The following is a 19,667-nucleotide window of genomic DNA, read 5'->3' on the forward strand; positions in this document are numbered from 1 at the left end:
AACATAGTTCTAATTGCAATCTTCATATGGTTGACGCTCTAATATTTCTCAAGTACATTGAGTTTATAATGAAAATATGCACTAGGGGTGTTTTCGAACTGAGATGAGTCTTCCTCAAACCCTTTGAACCTGAACGAGCTTAAACTTGCGGAGGAAAGTGTTATTGATATGTTATCAAATGTTTCTTTTTTACGGAGATAAATCGTTTGATGTAACTTTCCTTAAGGTGAAGATTGCGTATTTATCTTAAATATAAGGGACGTGTTTTTATGACAAGAACTGTATTAGTAACAGGAGGCGGACGTGGCTTAGGCTCAGTCATAGCAAAGACATTAGGTTCGAAAGGCTTTAACGTCATCATCAATTACAATCAGAGTCGCATCGTTGCAGAACAACTTGCTACAGAAATCGGTTCAGAACGTGCAATCGCACTTCATGCTGACGTTACTAACCGCGAATCAGTGAATCAACTCGTAAAAAAAGCAACGACGCATTTTGGGAAAATTGATGTTGTCGTCAATAATGCGCTCATTCATTTCAAATTTGATCCAAATGCACAAAAAGCTTTTAAAGATTTAACTTGGTCAGACTATCAAACTCAAATAGATGGAACACTAAAAGCTGCTTTTAACGTGGTTCAAAGTGTCATTCCTCAATTTATTAAACGACAATCAGGCACTGTAATTAATATTGGAACCAACCTCTATCAAAATCCTGTCGTGCCCTACCATGAATATACAACCGCAAAAGCCGCTTTAATCGGCTTTACACGAAATCTTGCTGCTGAAGTAGGTCAATACGGCATCAATGCAAATGTTGTCTCAGGAGGACTACTCAAAACAACGGATGCGAGCGCTGTAACAACCCCTGAGGTATTTGATTTAATTGCAAAAACGACACCTTTAAAACGGGTGACAACACCTCAAGATGTTGCCAATACCGTCGCTTATCTCGCATCTGAAGAAGCTTCAGGGATTACAGGACAAAACTTTACTGTTGATGGTGGTTTGACTATGAATTAAGAAATTGGATAGTTACAGTGAGGTCCTCACAGCTCACAGTAGCATACAAATAGTTGTATCACTCATTGGGGATTGGCATCATCAAATGAGATGTATAAAAGAACCATCCCCTCAACATAGAACGCGAATAAATATTGAACAAAAAACTGGGCACACGGTTGCCCAGTTTTTATTTTTATATTTTATAGAAGATGGCTAAAACGCAACATCAACATATCAAATCAAACACAAAGCTTTCTGTATGGCTATTCTCTCATTGATGATGATCTAAAAGAAAAACTTTTTGTTTTCAATCTCTCGTCCCCTTTTGTACGGGGCTCTATCTGATTTCAAACGCTAAAAACATTACAACAGATAAATCAACGTTCTCGTCCCCTTTTGTACGGGGCTCTATCTGATTAAATTTAAATGGAAAAACAAAACAATCAAATCAACTCAGTTCTCGTCCCCTTTTGTACGGGGCTCTATCTGATTTGTTAATATTAAAATAACAAAAGAAAAGGATTGATGGTTCTCGTCCCCTTTTGTACGGGGCTCTATCTGATTAGTCAACTGTATAAATCCATATTTTACAGTCATAGGAGTATAAAATACTGGTCCAAAAGATGGGCTTAACCTCATTGCCATAACACAATGATGTCCACTTTTAGGTCATTATATTTAAGTTACATTATCTCCATAATAAATTATACACTACTTTTATAGAACTAATCTTGTTACGAACTTAAGATGTGTTCATCAGTAATCAAAGAGTTTATTAAATATAAATCTTATTGCTATACATTTCTATTTTTTTCTTCTCTTTATAATACTATACTTACCCATGCCTAAGCTGGTTTTTACTCCTACACCTGAAAGCTCACCATAACTTAATAAAAAATGTGTTAACTGCAAAAATGGCAATGGCCCAGTAATATTTAGAGTGAATTCGCCCATAAACGAAGGTATTTTCACCTTTTCTAAATGAAAACGAGTGCTCTTTAATCTGTAATCAACGATCTTTATATGATTTCCCATGAAATCCAATGTCTCTTTATCATACATTTTGTAATTATCGAAAAAGCTATCAAACTGTATCATTATACTTCTAAAAAATTTGTTTATGTCTGGAAAAATTAAATTTTCATTTTTTGATTTAAATGATATCGGTGTTTCTACTTTGATACTAATAAATCGATCTAAATTATCTTTTTCTAAAAATCCATTCATTATATCTTTGATATCAAATTTCTTTATTGTAAACTCTTTTAATTGAATATGGGTTTTATAATGCTTTAAAAATAACTTATCGTGTGTACAAAATAATTCGGTTAATTCTTTAGAAAGTTTATCATCCATACTCACAATTTCCCATATAACAAGTTTATTATGAAAGTAAACACGCTGTTTTAATGGACTATAAGCAAAGTTATGATGTAATTGTTCAGCAATTTCTGTAGAAATATTATCCATTATTACACCATGTAGAATACTTCCTAAGTAGATTGGCTTTATATTGGATGGTAATGAAAGTTCAATTGTTATTTTATTAATCATAGTAACTCAATTAGTTCCTTATTCTTCTCTTCAAGATAATTAAAATCTATTTTATTTATTTCTGGATATACGATAGTTAACATGTTTTTAATTGATTCTACTGACAATTTAATTTTAGTGTAATTCTTATTACTATCCAAATTCAGCGAATCCAAATGATGAGCTATAGAGTTTCTTAATCCATTTATATCGTTTACTGTAAGCGCCGCTTTTAACAATGATGACTTAGGATTTAAGACTTTCAAAATATCTATAAAGGCTGGTAGACTTAAAATCCTTTTAGGGTCATAACTTTTATATTCCCTTTCCAAATGACTTCGATATTTGATTAAAAAGGACATATTATCATTAGTATTCAAATAAGGTTTGCCCTCTTCCTCAATTATTATGTTGGCGTAATGAACGTCAATATAATTTTTAATAATAAATTCTGCTATTGATTTCACTCTAATTAAAGTTTCGGCAACATCTTGTCTATCATACCTCATTTTTAATAAAAGATAATGGAATAACGCTTTTTTAAAGACTTGTTTTTATAACGAGATTGTAGTTCTGGAAAGATTTCGTGCGTTTTAATCTGTGTTGTCATCGCAAAAAGTTTTTTGCGTAAATTTTTAGCGTTTCTAAAAGATTTTTGCTCACTAATCAATGTAAGAGCTGCTTCATAATCATAATTATTTATTAATCCTATAATTTGTGAACGCACCATGGCTTCTCTAAAACTAATAATGTCTATAGAATTACTCCTAATTTTTGAATTCTCCTCATTTTTATTCACAGCTTGTAACTCTTCTACTTGATAATCAGGATTAGCAAATGCACGCTTAACATTTTTTTCAGGTTCGGGTGTTGCTACTTGAATACACTCTTTACGATTCGGGTATGTTATGTATTCTAAGCACAATGTTGATTCCATTTGCGGTGTACCGCTTGTCACATTTAATAATATTTCTGCGTTTGGATGCTCATTTATAATCTCTGAAATGTAACTATGGAACAACTCTTTGTAACTGTCGAAATCATGTTCTTTTAGCACTTGTTCAACTTTTATTTCCACTTTTGTATGAGGCGATACAGTAGAAATAATTTTGTTCCAATTAAAATTTTTACGCCCTGACATATTCTCATTACCATTCCAGATGCTCTCTGTAAAAAATAAGACAACTTTGTCGGGACGATAGTTTCTAACAATATGCAACATTGCACCGTCTCGATGATTGCTCCAAGGATCTGTGTTTCCTATTGGACTAAATAGTATTTTCAAAAGTGTCACTTCCTTATTACTTGCTATTAAACGAAATAATACACATACCCTGTTGGTAACTTTCCTTTTTATTTTCATTTATAGTTCCCTTTAATGCTACTGGTACATTGCTAGGTATTTCTTTCATTTTCCGATATGTTTTAGAAAACTTCTTTTTTAATATTTCAAAAGTATCTTTTTTAGCTTGCGATCTATTTTTCAGTTGATAATGTGTAGTTTTACTCACAAATCCTGTGCCAGCACCAAGATACAACACATTTTTTCCAATTAAATTAGGTACGCCACCATCTATTGAAAAGCGTCTGCCACCATTTGTTTCCTTAAAGCCAATTAACCATTCATTGTAGTAATTTTTATAGAATGATTGAATACATTCTTCTATGTCTTCGATTGTAAATACTTCATCTTCAAGTGATAGTGTAAATCTAATTTCAGTATTAGCCTCAATACATTCTCTATATAATGGCATAGGTTTTTCAACTTTGTTAATATCTATTTTTTGATATACTGCTAAGTGGCATGCATCAATAGGTTCTGAATCACTTACTTTAATTTTACTAAAAATATCTTTCTGTGCTTCATTTTGATACTTAGATATGATAGCAGTTTTTAATGCCCCCTTAACCGAGCTACCAGGTATATAGACTTGATTTTGTCCATCTCTAACCATTAAATGAATATCATTAAGTGGCTTAGGTCTATATGAACCATGTTTTTTTCCTTGATTAACATGTTCAGAAAATTTGATAAAAGATTTCCACTCTTCTTGTTTAATACGATGTGCGTCTAAATAATTCTTTAATCCACTCTCTCTAGGATTTTTTGGCGGTCGTCTTAAGAATTCTTGATAAGAATCTAATAAACCTTTGTTCTTTAAAAATTTAACTAATTTTGCCCCGTTAACTATATGTACTTTGGATTTATGAAAGTCATAGATATAGTCTTGTTTTCGAATGGTTTGACCACAACCTATATGGACAGGACCTACAGTCTTTATTGTTGCCTCATACACTTTAATACTCATATATTAAACCTCAAGCCACAGTGGTTTCGCATATTGATACACTGGATGTTGACCATCAACACCCACATTAAAAATACCACCTTCAAAAGAGTTGATAAAAACCGATCCCGCAGCAAAACTATAAAAATTATTTTTCTTAACAATATTATCTGAATAATTAATTGACTGAATAAAACCTGAACGCTTCTTCAAAGCGTATCGCGCTTCTTCACAGGCATCTTCAATTTCATAATCTTTTGCCATAGCGCTTGATAATAATATGTGTTTGCTTCCCTGATTACTTAAAAGCTTATTTATACCTTCATGATTTGTAGTTTCTAGTTCAAATCTTCCAAGTCCAGAAAAACGTTTGCCTCCAATTCCAGAAAATTGCAAAGCATTCATAACTAGCTTCAAGTATTCTAACGCCTTATTTGATCCTTTAGCAATAAAGTATAGTCCTGCATTCTCTTCAAAGGTGAATGTACCTACAGAGTAAGGCTCACTATCTGCATTAGGATTATTTTCTTGGTTAATCAGTGCGACCTTTGTTTGCAGTGAGAAATGACCAATATTAAAAATTTCGTTCAAATCTTTAGCATCCTCAGCATGTAAATGACCTTCAATGTAATCTAAGTAATGATAAACTGGGATGTACTTTAATTTTTTGAAGTCCTTATGATTTCCTTCATCTTTTGACTCAATTTTGATAAGTGGCTTAGGCAAATAGTATAATTCTGATTCAAAAGGAAAAGTATCGCTTATAACTATATCGTTTAATAACCAATTTGTATCTATTCCTAATTGCAATGATTCAATAAAAAGTGCGCTGAATAAAGTGTCGGCTAAAATTGTCATCTCACCATCCGACAGTCTTTTTTTTCCGAAATGGACAGGTGTTTTAAAATGCAACTTAAATATTTCAATATTCATACAATCTCACCTACTTTATTCTAAGTTTAGAACTGTCATAATCTCCTACTACCGTTTCAATACTGATGTCTTTGAATAGAATCCGACCATTACCTCGAGTTCCTCCACCTCCAAGGTAATCATTTTCTAACAAAGATAATGCTTTTTCAATATTTTCAAAATCTTTTTCAACTTCTCCTTCATCATCTACGTTATAAATAAATGTAAAATCAAACTCAGAACCTCTTGTAACCCTCTCAATCTGTCTTGGATTAGCTACTGCAGTTAAGCGATTGATTGTATTTTCAAACTTTGTTTCCGTAAAAGAAATGTCCTTTTCAGCAAATGTTTTTTGAGTTTTATCTGAATAAAATGCATCTGATATTTGTAATCTTGCTCTTTTAATGTTACCTTTTTCACTCGAACCAAATAGTCTTAAAACATGTTCATGATCATCATTATGACTCTCTTGCTTTATCTTTAAACCACAGTTTTTAGCAAGAAGACTTCTCATCTTACCTTTTATTGAACTTCCAGGAATAATTGGTAGTTTCGTCTGTAAATCTTTAACAACTGGTGAATCTACTGCACCAATCATACTTGATTCACCACCACCCCCTATATGCAATCCTGTGACAACTTCAATCGTTCCTGTAATTTTAATTTTTGAATACATATTAATCCTCCTTTTGATAATATTTAGCAAAAGCAACTAGTGCTTCGAAATATTTACAATAGTCTAAGAAAAATTTTCGAGATTCTTTTTTTATAACTTTATCTATTATAGGGAACATGAACGTTTTCTTTAAAAATTCATCTACGCTTTTTTTCTCTTCCAGCTTCATAATAAAATTTGACTTTCAGATATTCTAATTCGTCCAAAAATTTTTCAGACAACTTATCTTCATTAGAGTTAAATGCGATAGTGTGGAGTCTATTGACTTGTTCCATTAAATTTCTCAATTTACTTGTCGTTAACCCATCAAACAATTCTTCTTTGTTCTTTCCTTGCTTGTTTTTACTTTGCTTTACATTATTTTTTATTACTTCATGTGCAAAATTCAAATCGATAATAGTACCACTCTTAGTTTTAGCTAAAATCATTATTATTCGACCTCCCTTATTTGGTAAACATAATATTCTAAAGCTGTAATCAATTCAGCCTTATCCTGTTCATCTTGTGCCCATTTAAAAATCAAAGAACTGAATTTATTGGGCATTTCACTTCTTGACAATAAGTATGCTAGTCTCGCGATATTTATGTAATCCTCATTTCTTAAAAGTGAAAGTATTTTATAAATAAATGCTTTACCATGCTTATCAGTATCTTTAAATGCTTGCTGTATAAGCATTAATTTTTCTTTTAGTATTTTTTCTTCTAATTCTTTCCAACTGTATACTTTTTCATCTATCCACAAAGCCACCTGATTTTTTTCTCCGGTTTTTGCAGCTTCTTCTAGTAGCCCGGTCTCAAAAGCCATCTTAGAAACAGGATATTTAGCACTGAACATTCCTATCCCAGCCGATATTGTCAGTTTTCCTAGTGTAAACTCGCTGAATTTATTATTAATATGGATGCTTGCTGTGATAATATCGTCCCACGCTCCAATCAGAAACAAATCGTCTCCACCTGCATATATTGCTGTAATTTGATAACCTTTTAATATATTGATGAGTTCATATTTAAAGAATAATGATAATTGTCTAGACAATGTGGCTGTTCGAGATAGTGAATTATAAATTTCTGGTATCCCTGAAATGAATGTTGTTCCTAAATTATCAATATCTGCACGTACTACGCCTAATCGTCTAATACCTAAACTTCTCTCGGTATAACTACTGATTCCACTATGTTTCATTTCCTCATGTTGACTAGCATAATCATAATCACACATCCATAGATTAGTCGAGATATCTTGACCAACAAAAGGCTCATTCTTACTGTAGATCTTCGTATTCATTTTTTGATTCGCTAATTTTTCAGCTTCATGATGATTCAAAACAGATAAATACTTATTAAATGGCATCTTTAATTTTCCTGACTCTGACACAATGAAAAAAGACTTATCTCTTAAATCATTAGATATATTTATAATCCCTTCACAAACCGAGCATAATCCTTCTTCATTAATTTCAATATCGCTTCGTAAACATTCTTTACACTCCCTGTCTCCATGTGAATGTAAATTATTAAAACTAAGAATATCTTTGGCCGTATATTTTTTCGCCTTCATATCTGATAGCTTACTACTGACATTACGCCAGACTGCTTTATAATTACCATTCGAATTCATTAAATCATTACCACTACAAACTTCATAAGCAATTGATAATGATAAATCCGCTGTAAACTCTTGTATAAACTCTTTTTTTATATCAGTTTGAAACTCATCAATTTTTTCTCGAACATATATTGTATTAGGCAATAATAGATATGCATGTCCCCCTCCTGTGTAGAGTAAATTTGCCCTACTCAGATTAATCCTATGTAAAAATTCATCAACGATAACTTCCAACATTATTTCTAAATAAAAACTTCTAGATCGTAAACTTTTTAAAGCTTTTGATCCGCTTATATTGTAAATAAATTCTTGTATTCCACTCATATCCATACTTAACAATAAAAATGAGTTCTTATCATAAAAATCTTGAGTTTTCTTATAGTTTGAAAAAAGCTCATTTTGAAAATCATTTATTTCTTTTTCTGCTAAGTAATCATAAATACATGAAGCTACCGCACACGTAATACGACTGTGATCATATAAAGAAATATCTACCAGTTGATTTTTATTGGTTGAACTTGGAATATATTGCCATAAACTTTCTGTCCACTGTAAAAGGGAGGGGAAATAATCTTCATTGATTCTTATTTTCTGCATTAAATCTTGTTTCATATCTTCCATCAATTGTGTATAATTCCCACTTGTATATTGAATCTCTTCTTTTTTAGGGTATTCTATATGACTGGCTTTACTAAAGCTAAATTTTCCTTGTGTTTGGCCTTTTTCTTGTGAATTTACGATATTAAAAACACTAAATAATGGTGTGCTTTTATCAAAACTAAAAGCATGCTTTTCATCTTGTTGATCACCTTCTTCCACAATATCTCTACGATCAACACCGCTCGCGATATTATCAGCGATGTAAGTAATATATGCCAAACTATCTTTATCTAATTTGGCTTTTGATAGTTCTTTATAGTGATGATATGAAATACAGTCTAAAATTTCTTTATTATCTTTGAATTCAGAAAATTTCGATACAAAAAGTCTTCCTAGTTTAGAATGTGTCCCTTTAGCAAATGGATGATTATTGCTTCTATAAATAATCTTCCCAATATCATGTAATAACGATCCGTACATTAACAAAGTTTTCTTTTTCATAATATCCTCCGTCTTATAAAACAATAAGTTTTGGCTCTCTTTGCCTGATCAATTCCACATTTTTGCCGAGTATCGTAATTTGATTATCATTAACTTCATCTGGCAACATATAAAGTGTAATTGAGCCAGTATCAGGTATTTCTCTTTGGAGAATTTCTAATAGCTTATCTTTTTTCTGAGCCGTGCTTATATATCTCTCATACAAGCTAAATTGTTTCATACTAAAGCCTAACTCTAATAATCTCTCTCTATATTTATTCGCCTTTTTTCGATCAATTTTGGTTTCTCTTGACAAATCAAAGCAAACTAATAAAATCACTAATTCCCCACCTCAATTAACTTGGGCAAAAGTAAATGCGTTGGCGTATTTTCTTCGCAGCATTTTATTAAAGATTGAACTGTTATTTTAATTCCATCTGTCAGCCTTACGATTTTCTTATCTATTAAACAATTTTCGTATAAAATTTGTAGCATCATCTTCTTTTCTGTAACACCAAAATTTGTAATATGTTTATTGAAAATTAAATCGTATGTCATACTATCTACGAAAGGTCTATAACACTCAATAATATCATCCGCTAAATTAAAGGGATTCTCAGTGGAATGATGCTTGATTCCTAAACTCATTTCAAAACCGTGGATAGCAAGTTCTTTTTTTATGAAAGATCGAAGAATAGAATATCCATAATTAAGTGCTGAATTAATCTTATCATCATATCTTCCACGCTTAAATTTCTTTCCAAACAAATTTTGAAAATACAGTCTTGCTGCAACAGATTCACGATTTGTTCGATCAGATGGCCCCACATCTTTAGAATATTCATATATAGCCTTTGCAACAGGTATATTATTGATATTATTTTCAATACATTTTGCTTGATTCGCTATTTTATTTACTACTATCTTTTCCAGATCCTATCTTTTGTCTTACTTAAAAGTTGTAATTGATGTTGAATCCGTTGTAATCGATTCAACATACCAAAGTTAGAAATAATTTCAGTTGTTGGTGAATGCTTCAAATCACAAAATAAGATGAGAATATTATACTCAATACATTTAATAATTAATTTTTGAGATAAATAACTTCTAGGCATATCAAATATCAAAGCTTCAATCTCTTCCAATAAATAAAATTTTTCATTCTTTTCAACAACATTTTTAAACTTAATACTTTCATTCTTAACAGTTACAAAGTAATGATTTTCTACGTAAATAATATCTTTCAATAATTATCCCCACCATTCACAAATAATTAATTAGAAAAATCACCTCTCAATTAGAATGATTGAATATAAATACTTGAGTCTAACAAAAATACTCTTTTCAACGACGATTAAAAAGAATAATCTGGTTGATATCTATCTACTAAGTGCCTAAATTGTCTGCTTCGCAAATTTTGAAATCGCTTCAATTAATTTTTTTAATAAAAATCCCCTTTTCCATAATTTTAGTAGTAACTGTCATTAACATTGGTTAAAACCATTTATAGGTAATTAAAAAAATTTAGATTTATACAATATTAATTATACACTATTCTTATCAACTTATTCTACTTTAACTAAGAAAAAAATTATAGATACTTAAAATTGAAATAGGTATAAGCAAAAGTACCTCATTAATACATTTTTTATTGCCTTTAAAACTACCTTTAGAAACTATAATTAAGAGTGATTTCAAATTCTTACACGACTAAAACCTGAAATATTTAATATGAGTAACATAAACCTTTCTATACATGATGTCCTTTTTATTAGTTTCATGTTCTATGGAATTCAATTTCAATAATTCTTCAACACACTGTCTTTTTACATTTTTAATCGCATACTGCCTAAACTAGATTTTATATTTAAGTATTAGATTAGTTTAACTATTTTTCAAAAATAAGAAGATGACAATACAGGAATTCTAATGAAAATGAATCCAATCGACGCTGCTGCAGGTGATTATCAAACGGACTTAACGTGAACTTTAACAGATGGACCTTAATTATAAAGATTATTCAACCCGAGGTATTTCCATGCCTCGGGTTTTCTTTTATACAAATATACATCTTCACATTATCCTTCCCAACATAAATGATGACAAATGTCATGATGCAGTGATGACAATCCTCACTAACAATAGATCCCTTACTTTTTTACAATTAAGTTAACTTATTCAAAGGATGTGCAGGATTATGATTCAAATCGAACATATCACGAAACAATATCAGCAACAAAAAGCGGTCAATGATGTTTCTTTTACGATAACAGAAGGCATTTGTACTGCATTAATTGGTCCGAATGGCTCCGGTAAATCCACACTAATTGATTTATTGATTGGTGATCGACACGCCGATAGTGGCATAATTAAAGATCCTTCACACTTATTACATCCCGAACGGTTAGGCGTGCTTTTTCAACGTACAACCTTCCCTGAACGTATGAAAGTCATAGAGCTTTATCAATTGTTTTCAAAATTATATCCTCAGTCGCTTTCTTTGGCAAAATTCCAAGACATCACGCGTTTTAACGATGCAGAGTTACAAAAATTTGCGACTGAACTATCAGGTGGACAACAACGTATTCTAGATTTCGCTTTAACTATGATAAGCAAACCACGATGCCTTATTCTTGATGAGCCTACAAGTGCGATGGATGTCCAAATGAGACAACATTTTTGGAAAGTCATTTCGCAATTAAAAGTAGAGGGACTGACGCTCTTTTACACGTCTCACTATATCGAAGAGGTAGAAAGAATGGCCGATCAAGTGATTGTACTCAACAAAGGCCAAATTGTATTCAATGATTCCCCGGGAAATATTAAACAGCAACAACATTTTTCGATGATTGATATTCCAGTACCCCAAATACCACTTGAACAGCAATTTCCACATGAAACAATAACGCGTGTGCAACAACGTCTACACATTAAGACAAATCATGTCCAACAAATTCTTGAAAAGTTACTTGCTTTAAATGTGAACCTTGATGATATCGAAATTCGCAAAAATTCATTGCTTGAGATTATTTTCAATGAGGACAAACAAGGAGAGGATCAATGATGCGTTTTGCATATTTATTATCAGAATTACGTTTACTATTCCGTTTTAAAACAAGATTGATACTATCGATTTTTATACCTTTAGCATTTTACTTATTATTTACATCGATCATCCAAGCACCTGAAGCTGAGATGGCTGAAATTAATAAAAATGTTATGTATAGCATGACGACATTCAGTTTAACGAGTTTCTGCTTATTCTCATTTCCGCTTGAACTCATCGATGAACGCAAAAAAGGTTGGTATAAAAACCTCATGACTACGCCACTCAAACCCTTTGACTATTTCAGCGTAAAAATTATTAAAACAATGTTTCAGTTTGTTTTAGCCATTTTTATTATATTCGGGACTGCTGCCTTTTATAAAGGCGTTCATTTATCCCTCAGTCAATGGATTTTATCAGGCGTCGTTCTATGGATTGGCGCAAGTTTGTTTCTATCACTTGGCGTGCTATTAGCACAAATCAACGATACCCAGAAAGCGAGTGGAATCGGTAATATTCTATATTTAGGTTTAGCTGTCTTAGGTGGTCTCTGGTTTCCGATTGACACCTTCCCATCTTTTATGAAACCGATTGCTCACCTAACACCTACATATCATTTAAAAAAATTAGCAACCGATTTAGGACAAAACGATTCTTTTGCGATTAGCGCTTTCATTATATTACTTCTATATAGTATGATTTTCTTAAGTATCGCTTTATATATTCAAAAAAGAAGAGATGTGTCTCAATGAAAAAACTAGATTTAGACGCGGGTCATTTATCCAGCTTAATCTATTTGTTATTTCCATTTCTTGCCTTATTTTTAAATCGTAATCAAGGTAATACCGTGTTCCTAATTGTTGTTTTTATCATCTTTAGTATTGTTTATACGACGTTGATTATCGGTCATCGCGCTTTAAAACCATGGATGTCTTATTTTTTACTTGTCCTACATTATTTAGGGATTATTTATTTTGTTTATGCAATTAATCCCACGTCGTCCTTATTTTTATTTTATAGTGTTTTTGCGCTTCCTTTAACTTTTCGCGTCAAGTTATGGTCTAAAGAATATTTCACCTTTTTAGCAACCATGCTCCTCTGTCTTATCGTGACGTTTCTCTATTATTCGGAGCCATTTTATATTGTGATGTTAATCATTTATTATTTTGTCATGAATTTAATTATGTTCTCAAATTTTAAACGTGTGACAGAGCAAGCGTACCAATCAGAGATTAACGCACAAAATGAGCATATCAACGTATTAATCGCTGATCAAGAGCGCAATCGCATTGGTCAAGATTTGCACGATACATTAGGTCATGTTTTTGCAAGTCTGAGCTTAAAATCAGAGCTTGCGATCAAACTCATCGACCGAGACCTTGAACAAGCCAAAGCTGAAATGATAGAAGTCAATCAAATTTCAAAAGAGGCCTTAACTCAAATTAGAGAGATTATTCATAACTTAAAGACACGCTCGTTCGTTGAAGAAGTGACCGCATTAGAAACACTCTTAAAAAATGCGAATTTGGAATTTCATTTTGACAATGCCAGCTTATCTCAATCATTGCCACCAACGAAACAAGCCTTATTAACGATGATTCTTCGAGAAGCCATCAACAATGTCATTAAGCATGCTGAAGCGACAAAAGTCAGTGCCTCATTATCTCGTCGTGATAAAGAGATTGTGCTAACAATTCATGATAATGGAAAAGGAGTCACTGATACTAATGTGCATTTAGAAAGTATCGAAGCCCGAGTTGCTTTATTAAGAGGAGCTTTAGAAGTAGAAAATCAGGCTGGCTTGCATATGACAATTTCAATACCTCATGGGGGAGGATTTCTATCATGATTCATGTGATCATCGCTGAAGATCAAACAATGTTAAGACAAGCCATGGTTCAACTCATTGAAATGCATGAACACATTCATGTCATTGCAGATGTTGGAGATGGTAAAAGCGCACTCAAAGTAGCGCAAGAAACAGAGGCTGATGTGCTTATTTTAGATGTTGAGATGCCAGAATTAACAGGCTTAGAAGTCTTACAACAAATCCGAGAAAAGAACATCCCTATTAAAGTCATTATCGTTACGACATTCAAACGACCGGGTTATTTCGAAAAAGCCGTTGCTTATGATGTTGATGCTTATGTATTAAAAGAACGCTCAATCGATGAACTCATCCATACGATTAATAACGTCATGTCAGGTCAAAAAGAATATAGTGAAGCGTTGATGACAACCATCTTTTCGGAACGCAATCCACTGACAGAAAAAGAACAATGTGTGCTAAAAGAAATTGGTAAAGGGCTTTCAAGCCGTGAAATTGCCGAAACTTTATATTTATCTGACGGCACCATTCGTAATTACACATCGACAATTATTGATAAATTGGAAGCTGACAACCGCTTCGATGCTTGGAAAAAAGCACATGATAAAGGATGGGTATAATGATGACTTTAACATCTATTTTAAGACATACATTTCGTCTCTTTACAAAGTCAACATGACATCCATCCTTTCATCTCGTTTCAACACTTCAATTTTGATATTTTTTAATTAAATGTTGTGGAATATGACAATAATCATGTGGAAACTTATCTAAATGATCTTGATGAATCTCAGCACTGGCAATATAGTTGGATAGCGGTTTGACCTCTACCGCAATACGTGCATGGTCTGGTCGGCGTGCAATAAATTGACGTGCACACTCTAAATGCTTGACCTCTTCACTGTAAACACCCGTCCGATATTTGGGACCCCTATCTTCACCTTGATGATTGACACTATATGGATCAATCACCTCAAACAAATAGGTCATCAGTTCCGAAACATCGACACAATCCGGATCAAATGACGTCTTAACGCACTCCGCATAACCATCGTACGGACCATCAAGTGTTTGCGTCCTCCCATTTGCACGCCCAGCTTCCGTTGCCACAACGCCGGGTAATGTTTTAATAAAAGCTTGGACGCCCCATAAACAGCCTCCTGCTAAATATATCGTTTCCATTGTACCCCTCCACATCCTCACTATATATTCTATAACATGCGCCACTCATCTCGTGAGTGCCTAGATTTTAATGATTTCTAAAATTTTGATATTAAAGTAAATCTCTATTTGAATACTGTCATATTTAATAATCTATTAATAGACTCTCTTTTAAATTTCACATATAATGCTTGTGATATAATAAATTTATTTGAAAGGAGTCGATACTTTTGAAAGATCATCCTGAAAATCAAGAGGTTCACGAACAAAAAGACGCAAGTCAACAAAGTGAACAACCACTTGATGCGCCTCAATCGCATACCAAAGAACAACACCATCAAGATACAGAAACCATTGAACAAAAAACGATTGATAATATTAGCTTAACACAAGAATTCAAAAATTTATTTAATAACACAACGCGTTCTATCGGTAAACTTGCGGGAAATGATGAAGTTTTAAAAATCAACCTCGCCGATATGTTTTCAGAAGTATTCAAACCCCACACAAAACAAGAAATGGACGAGGTTTTCATTGCGGGTACTGAATATACGACACCACAACTCGATGAAGTATCAAAAGAATGGGCGAAACCTTTCCTGTTCTCAAGAATATTTCTTGGTCTTGCCACTGTTTTTGCTTTGTTATGGATAATGGTCGCTTTTTTTGGAAATCCTAACGGCATAGGTGGTTTAATTTTTATCGGTGCACTTACTGTGCCTCTTCCTGTATTAATTTTCTTTTTTGAATCTAACGCATTTAAAAATATGAGTATCGCCATTGTCTTTAAAATCTTTTTCATTGGTGGCGTATTGTCACTTATCAGCACTTTAACGTTATACGAATTTGTGCCAGTTTCTGATGATATTACTATTTTTAGTGCCATTCTTATCGGTATTGTCGAAGAGTTGGGCAAAGCGATCGTGACGATTTATTTCATTCAACGCATGAATACATACAAAATTTTAAACGGGTTATTAATTGGTGCTGCTGTTGGAACAGGATTTGAAGTATTTGAATCAGCGGGTTACATTTTTAGATTCATTCCTGAAGGATTTGACGTCATGACGCAAGTGATTTGGTTACGCGCTTGGACAGGTATTGGTTCACACAATGTTTGGACCGCTATTGTTGGCGCTGCCGTCGTCATTACTAAAGGGAGTCAAAAATTCAATTGGGCACATCTCGCAGATAAACGCTTCCTCTTTTTCTTTGGCGCAGCTGTGACCTTGCATGCAGTATGGGACATGCCCATTGCAGAAGACGGTATCCTCAAGTCAATCTTACTCATTACATTAGGTTGGTTACTGACTTTTATCTTAATGAAAGCCGGTCTAAGCCAAGTGACCCAACTTCAAATGGAAGCCATGAAAATGAACGAAGCCCATCAGACACAAGCGCAGGAATAATTTGGGTCACACAACAATAAAAATGAGCGATACCGTTAACTTTCATAATAAGCTCTTTTCATAGCAAGTAAAAAAGACTGAAGTATACGTTTTCAGTCTTTTTTACTTTGCCCGCCTCATTTTGACAAAAGCTTTTTCTAAATTTGAAACAAGCCCTAAGAATGGATTACGAAATCAAATATGCCTATTCCGTGTCACTTCTCTTAAACCCTTTACATTAAAAATAATGCGCGTTACGATATTATTAAACGAAACGTTTCGTTTAATAATGACGTCTTAAGGAGGCGCACGTTCATGTTTGGGATTTCTTTAACAAGTGTCCTACTACGCTTTTTAATTGGGGGCTTTGCTGTTGCTTCAGCCTCCATAATTGCTGGAAAAGCAGGTGGAAAAATTGGTGGTGTCATTGCGACAATGCCAGCCGTCTTTTTAGCTGCAATCATTGCGCTAGCGATTGATCATCGTGGTGAAACACTAGTGCAAATGTCGATTCATCTAAGTACCGGAGCCATTTTAGGTATTTTATCTTGTATCGTAACTGTTGGCCTCACTGCCCTTTATATTCATAAACATGGCTTTCAAAAAGGCACTGTTTTTTCAGTTTTGTGTTGGCTCGTCATCTCTTGTGCATTGTTCGGTCTACAACATCTCATTTAAGGAGCGCGAAGAATAGTGAAATCGGCATTAATTAAGTTTATCGTAGGTGGCTTTACAGTCGTATTAAGTTATATCGTTTCACAAGTCTTACCTTGGAAAGAGTTTGGTGGCATTTTTGCTACATTCCCAGCCGTTTTTCTTGTATCTATGTATTTATCTGGAATGGAATTTGGCGACACTGTTGCCGTACATGTCAGTCGGGGTGCAATTTTTGGTATGATGGGCGTCCTGGTTGATATTGTTGTAACTTGGGAAATGTTAAAAGTGACACATCTCTGGTTGATAAGTATCGCAGTAGGATTTGTTGCGTGGTTTATAAGTGCAATGATAATATTAGAAATTGTAGAATGGATAGGACATAGAAGCAGAGGAGGTCATTATGGCCGGAAGACCCAAAGATCCCACGGTTAATCAAAAAATTTATGCAGAAATTGAACGGTTACTCGTCGACTATAATTTAAACCAAATCACAGTCGATCAAATAGCAGAAAATACAGGCGTCTCCAAAGCAACGATTTACCGTCGTTGGTCTGACAAATCATTTATCATTATGGATTTATTTTTAGAACGTGCTGAAACATTTCATCCAGCGTATTTAAATTTATATGATGATTTGTATCGCTTTCTCGTGACAATGATGAACATATATAAGACACCTATTGGCACTGCTGTAATTGAAATTTTAGTCAGTCATCACGATACAGATGCGAAAGGGCGCTTTATGGAAGAATATTTTTTGAAAAAGCGTGCCATCTTAAAATCAATCATTGAACCACACATTCATAGTGAAGATGAAGATATGTTAATTGACCTTATTTTCTCACCCATTTATTTTAACATTCTAATTAAGCCAGATATTCTTAATGAATCGTACATCGAAACGATACTTACGAAAGTATTGCAAGCCTATGATTTAATATAAAACGGAGCTAGGACATCCGGTTTTAGTTTTCAAAGAAAAGCACCCCAAAAATCTTTAGAACAGATTTTGGAGTGCTTTTCTTGTTTTTGAACGGGATACGTCTCAGCTGCTATATGTTTTAATTGTTTAAGAATAAGTGACCGATCATTAATTGAAAGTATATTGCGTATGATTGCCACAATGAACGAGACGCTTGAGGGGATGAGTGAAAAAACCAAAACTTGTCTACCTATTCTAATCGTGATTCATGTTTTACGCAGTGGCTGTCTGACTTCACATGAGCTCAAAACTCGCTTTTGTGAAGTCTAGTCAGCTTTGCGGGGGCAATACAACGAAATATTTGTTGCACATGATATTTCTATATTGCACCCAAAATCCAATTGGGCTTCAGCAGGTTTCTGTATCAATTAAGCCAAATTTAGTTGAGACTTCAGCCCCTAAGCAAGCGAGTTCATGGAGGCAAGTTCATCAATGATTTTTATATGATACCTCTTTTAGAACGCTATCTCATTTCATTATTCGTTGAGAGCAAATGACATACTACATTTCACCCCATAAAAATTGGATGATTTGATCGGCAACATCACTATTTTCATGTAATTCACTGTGCTCTGCTTCTTTCCCTTTGTATTCTAATTCTTTGTATGATTTCGGACTATCGCCTATTAGATATTTTAAAGATTTTGCAGAGCTTACGGACACACTGCCGTCAGAGTGCGTGCCGTCTTCCAAGTCACCATAAATATTTAATACACCAATATCTTTACCTTTATAAATCGATTTCAATTTAAGTAGCTTTTGATAAGGTGGATTCATTCGACTTGGTTTACCCTCTTTATCTACACTAATTTCATTAACCTTCTCATTAACATTAATGACGCCATTAAATGTTCCTGCTATATTGACTTGTTTATTCAATTTCGGCAAGGACTGATCTTCACCATATAACAACATATAGTGCGCAAACGACATATTCGCCATTGAATGACCTACAAAGTTGAATTTTTTAATATCGTATTCATCTTGCAGTTTTTCGAGCACATTTTTAAACCATTTTGCATTTTCTACTGGATCTTCGTTTTTATTATCAGCAAATTCAACTTGTACAATTGGGTTTATTGCGTCTTTTGACCATTTCCCTTTTAATGTGACATCACCTTTGTCAGAGACCTGTGCTCTCATCACATCATCTGTGACACCTTGATTTTTTGCCTCTTTAACCATAAATTTTTCAGAATTAATGCTACCGCCATAGCCATGTAAAAATAATGTGGGTGTCTGATTTTTCACAAGCTTCGTGTTGTGGTAATTTTTAGAGTTAGCCTGATGGCGATTAAACGAAACTGCAACAAACAATCCAACGATTAAGACAACGATTAAAACAGCGGTGCCCCAAACCCATTTCTTTTTCATTGCATAACCTCTATTCTCTCTTTTTTATTAGTATAAAGGAACTAGCTCAAAAAAGCCTCAGATTGGCTTTACACATTTTTATTCCCTTTTTAATTTCATCCTATTCTACGCTTTTCGCTTAAAAATTACATA

The 19,667-nt window shown here is 33.4% G+C and carries 21 protein-coding genes, 1 pseudogene and 1 riboswitch; of the genes and pseudogenes, 9 read left to right on the forward strand and 13 right to left on the reverse strand.

The annotated features are described in order from the left end of the window. Positions 1-73 precede the first annotated feature (73 nt). Positions 74-173: riboswitch (TPP riboswitch) on the forward strand. Positions 174-269: 96 nt separating this feature from the next. Next, a complete protein-coding gene (locus C1H58_RS03330; protein ID WP_165545322.1) occupies positions 270-1,022 on the forward strand; it encodes a 3-oxoacyl-ACP reductase in 753 nt (250 codons plus the stop codon). 786 nt (positions 1,023-1,808) lie between these two features. On the opposite strand, the gene cas6 is transcribed toward C1H58_RS03330, so the two are convergent. The 11 genes and pseudogenes from cas6 to C1H58_RS12315 all read right to left on the reverse strand — a co-directional run bounded on the left by cas6 (position 1,809) and on the right by C1H58_RS12315 (position 10,346). Beyond that, positions 1,809-2,474, reverse strand: a complete 666-nt coding sequence (gene cas6, locus C1H58_RS03335; RefSeq protein WP_242680998.1) for a CRISPR-associated endoribonuclease Cas6 — start codon at positions 2,472-2,474, stop codon at positions 1,809-1,811. Between the two features lie 80 nt (positions 2,475-2,554). Then, entirely contained in the window at positions 2,555-3,046 is a 492-nt protein-coding gene (locus tag C1H58_RS12545) for a hypothetical protein (protein ID WP_165545324.1), read from the reverse strand. Between the two features lie 2 nt (positions 3,047-3,048). Then, positions 3,049-3,822, reverse strand: coding sequence for a type III-A CRISPR-associated CARF protein Csm6 (gene csm6 / locus C1H58_RS12550; protein WP_165545325.1), 774 nt, complete (start codon positions 3,820-3,822; stop codon positions 3,049-3,051). A gap of 16 nt (positions 3,823-3,838) precedes the next feature. Continuing rightward, a complete protein-coding gene (gene csm5, locus C1H58_RS03350; protein WP_165545326.1) occupies positions 3,839-4,846 on the reverse strand; it encodes a type III-A CRISPR-associated RAMP protein Csm5 in 1,008 nt (335 codons plus the stop codon). A 3-nt stretch (positions 4,847-4,849) separates the two neighbouring features. Next, positions 4,850-5,758, reverse strand: coding sequence for a type III-A CRISPR-associated RAMP protein Csm4 (csm4, locus tag C1H58_RS03355; protein ID WP_165545327.1), 909 nt, complete (start codon positions 5,756-5,758; stop codon positions 4,850-4,852). A gap of 10 nt (positions 5,759-5,768) precedes the next feature. Then, positions 5,769-6,413 carry a type III-A CRISPR-associated RAMP protein Csm3 gene (csm3, locus tag C1H58_RS03360; RefSeq protein WP_165545328.1) on the reverse strand — a complete coding sequence of 215 codons (645 nt, stop codon included), beginning with the start codon at positions 6,411-6,413 and terminating at the stop codon, positions 5,769-5,771. Position 6,414: 1 nt separating this feature from the next. After that, positions 6,415-6,841: pseudogene (gene csm2, locus C1H58_RS03365) on the reverse strand (type III-A CRISPR-associated protein Csm2). A 2-nt stretch (positions 6,842-6,843) separates the two neighbouring features. After that, a complete protein-coding gene (gene cas10 / locus C1H58_RS03370; RefSeq protein ID WP_165545329.1) occupies positions 6,844-9,120 on the reverse strand; it encodes a type III-A CRISPR-associated protein Cas10/Csm1 in 2,277 nt (758 codons plus the stop codon). A 13-nt stretch (positions 9,121-9,133) separates the two neighbouring features. Continuing rightward, positions 9,134-9,439 carry a CRISPR-associated endonuclease Cas2 gene (cas2, locus tag C1H58_RS03375; RefSeq protein ID WP_165545330.1) on the reverse strand — a complete coding sequence of 102 codons (306 nt, stop codon included), beginning with the start codon at positions 9,437-9,439 and terminating at the stop codon, positions 9,134-9,136. Continuing rightward, on the reverse strand, positions 9,439-10,032 hold the full coding sequence (cas1, locus tag C1H58_RS03380) for a type II CRISPR-associated endonuclease Cas1 (protein WP_242680170.1): 594 nt from the start codon (positions 10,030-10,032) through the stop codon (positions 9,439-9,441). The genes cas2 and cas1 overlap by 1 nt, the downstream gene beginning before the upstream one ends. After that, entirely contained in the window at positions 10,020-10,346 is a 327-nt protein-coding gene (locus C1H58_RS12315; RefSeq protein WP_242680155.1) for a CRISPR-associated endonuclease Cas1, read from the reverse strand. Before C1H58_RS12315 ends, cas1 begins: the two co-directional genes overlap by 13 nt. A gap of 950 nt (positions 10,347-11,296) precedes the next feature. Here C1H58_RS12315 and C1H58_RS03385 point away from each other — a divergent pair. From C1H58_RS03385 to C1H58_RS03400, 4 genes are read left to right on the forward strand one after another with little or no spacing between them, the layout of a single operon-like run. Beyond that, on the forward strand, positions 11,297-12,163 hold the full coding sequence (locus C1H58_RS03385) for an ABC transporter ATP-binding protein (protein WP_165545331.1): 867 nt from the start codon (positions 11,297-11,299) through the stop codon (positions 12,161-12,163). Next, complete coding sequence (locus C1H58_RS03390; protein WP_425353371.1) at positions 12,160-12,897, forward strand: ABC transporter permease; 738 nt, start codon at positions 12,160-12,162, stop codon at positions 12,895-12,897. The genes C1H58_RS03385 and C1H58_RS03390 overlap by 4 nt, the downstream gene beginning before the upstream one ends. After that, on the forward strand, positions 12,894-13,994 hold the full coding sequence (locus C1H58_RS03395; protein WP_165545332.1) for a sensor histidine kinase: 1,101 nt from the start codon (positions 12,894-12,896) through the stop codon (positions 13,992-13,994). Before C1H58_RS03390 ends, C1H58_RS03395 begins: the two co-directional genes overlap by 4 nt. Beyond that, complete coding sequence (locus C1H58_RS03400; protein WP_165545333.1) at positions 13,991-14,593, forward strand: response regulator transcription factor; 603 nt, start codon at positions 13,991-13,993, stop codon at positions 14,591-14,593. The genes C1H58_RS03395 and C1H58_RS03400 overlap by 4 nt, the downstream gene beginning before the upstream one ends. An 88-nt stretch (positions 14,594-14,681) precedes the next feature. Here the strand turns inward: C1H58_RS03400 and C1H58_RS03405 are convergent, their stop codons facing one another. Beyond that, on the reverse strand, positions 14,682-15,155 hold the full coding sequence (locus C1H58_RS03405) for a peptide-methionine (S)-S-oxide reductase (protein ID WP_165545334.1): 474 nt from the start codon (positions 15,153-15,155) through the stop codon (positions 14,682-14,684). 209 nt (positions 15,156-15,364) lie between these two features. On the opposite strand from C1H58_RS03405, the gene C1H58_RS03410 reads away from it, so the two are divergent. From C1H58_RS03410 to C1H58_RS03425, 4 genes are all read left to right on the forward strand, one after another. After that, entirely contained in the window at positions 15,365-16,543 is a 1,179-nt protein-coding gene (locus C1H58_RS03410) for a PrsW family intramembrane metalloprotease (protein ID WP_165545335.1), read from the forward strand. 294 nt (positions 16,544-16,837) lie between these two features. Beyond that, a complete protein-coding gene (locus C1H58_RS03415) occupies positions 16,838-17,200 on the forward strand; it encodes a DUF3147 family protein (RefSeq protein WP_060829193.1) in 363 nt (120 codons plus the stop codon). 15 nt (positions 17,201-17,215) lie between these two features. Continuing rightward, positions 17,216-17,611 (forward strand): DUF3147 family protein, encoded by a 396-nt coding sequence (locus C1H58_RS03420; protein ID WP_050329680.1) that lies wholly within the window; start codon positions 17,216-17,218, stop codon positions 17,609-17,611. Then, a complete protein-coding gene (locus C1H58_RS03425) occupies positions 17,580-18,122 on the forward strand; it encodes a TetR/AcrR family transcriptional regulator (RefSeq protein WP_165545336.1) in 543 nt (180 codons plus the stop codon). Before C1H58_RS03420 ends, C1H58_RS03425 begins: the two co-directional genes overlap by 32 nt. Positions 18,123-18,662: 540 nt before the next feature. Here the strand turns inward: C1H58_RS03425 and C1H58_RS03430 are convergent. Further along, complete coding sequence (locus C1H58_RS03430; RefSeq protein WP_165545337.1) at positions 18,663-19,535, reverse strand: alpha/beta hydrolase; 873 nt, start codon at positions 19,533-19,535, stop codon at positions 18,663-18,665. Positions 19,536-19,667: the final 132 nt, after the last annotated feature.

Origin of the sequence: Staphylococcus sp. 191 (assembly GCF_011174885.1) — a bacterium.
Lineage (GTDB): Bacteria > Bacillota > Bacilli > Staphylococcales > Staphylococcaceae > Staphylococcus > Staphylococcus coagulans.

Bases quoted from the DNA above. Each gene is read 5' to 3' on its own strand.
- C1H58_RS03330 (WP_165545322.1), top strand. From the start codon at position 270: ATGACAAGAACTGTATTAGTAACAGGAGGCGGACGTGGCTTAGGCTCA.
- cas6 (WP_242680998.1), bottom strand. From the start codon at position 2,474: ATGGATAATATTTCTACAGAAATTGCTGAACAATTACATCATAACTTT.
- C1H58_RS12545 (WP_165545324.1), bottom strand. From the start codon at position 3,046: ATGAGGTATGATAGACAAGATGTTGCCGAAACTTTAATTAGAGTGAAA.
- csm5 (WP_165545326.1), bottom strand. From the start codon at position 4,846: ATGAGTATTAAAGTGTATGAGGCAACAATAAAGACTGTAGGTCCTGTC.
- csm4 (WP_165545327.1), bottom strand. From the start codon at position 5,758: ATGAATATTGAAATATTTAAGTTGCATTTTAAAACACCTGTCCATTTC.
- csm3 (WP_165545328.1), bottom strand. From the start codon at position 6,413: ATGTATTCAAAAATTAAAATTACAGGAACGATTGAAGTTGTCACAGGA.
- cas10 (WP_165545329.1), bottom strand. From the start codon at position 9,120: ATGAAAAAGAAAACTTTGTTAATGTACGGATCGTTATTACATGATATT.
- C1H58_RS03385 (WP_165545331.1), top strand. From the start codon at position 11,297: ATGATTCAAATCGAACATATCACGAAACAATATCAGCAACAAAAAGCG.
- C1H58_RS03390 (WP_425353371.1), top strand. From the start codon at position 12,160: ATGATGCGTTTTGCATATTTATTATCAGAATTACGTTTACTATTCCGT.
- C1H58_RS03395 (WP_165545332.1), top strand. From the start codon at position 12,894: ATGAAAAAACTAGATTTAGACGCGGGTCATTTATCCAGCTTAATCTAT.
- C1H58_RS03400 (WP_165545333.1), top strand. From the start codon at position 13,991: ATGATTCATGTGATCATCGCTGAAGATCAAACAATGTTAAGACAAGCC.
- C1H58_RS03405 (WP_165545334.1), bottom strand. From the start codon at position 15,155: ATGGAAACGATATATTTAGCAGGAGGCTGTTTATGGGGCGTCCAAGCT.
- C1H58_RS03415 (WP_060829193.1), top strand. From the start codon at position 16,838: ATGTTTGGGATTTCTTTAACAAGTGTCCTACTACGCTTTTTAATTGGG.
- C1H58_RS03425 (WP_165545336.1), top strand. From the start codon at position 17,580: ATGGCCGGAAGACCCAAAGATCCCACGGTTAATCAAAAAATTTATGCA.
- C1H58_RS03430 (WP_165545337.1), bottom strand. From the start codon at position 19,535: ATGAAAAAGAAATGGGTTTGGGGCACCGCTGTTTTAATCGTTGTCTTA.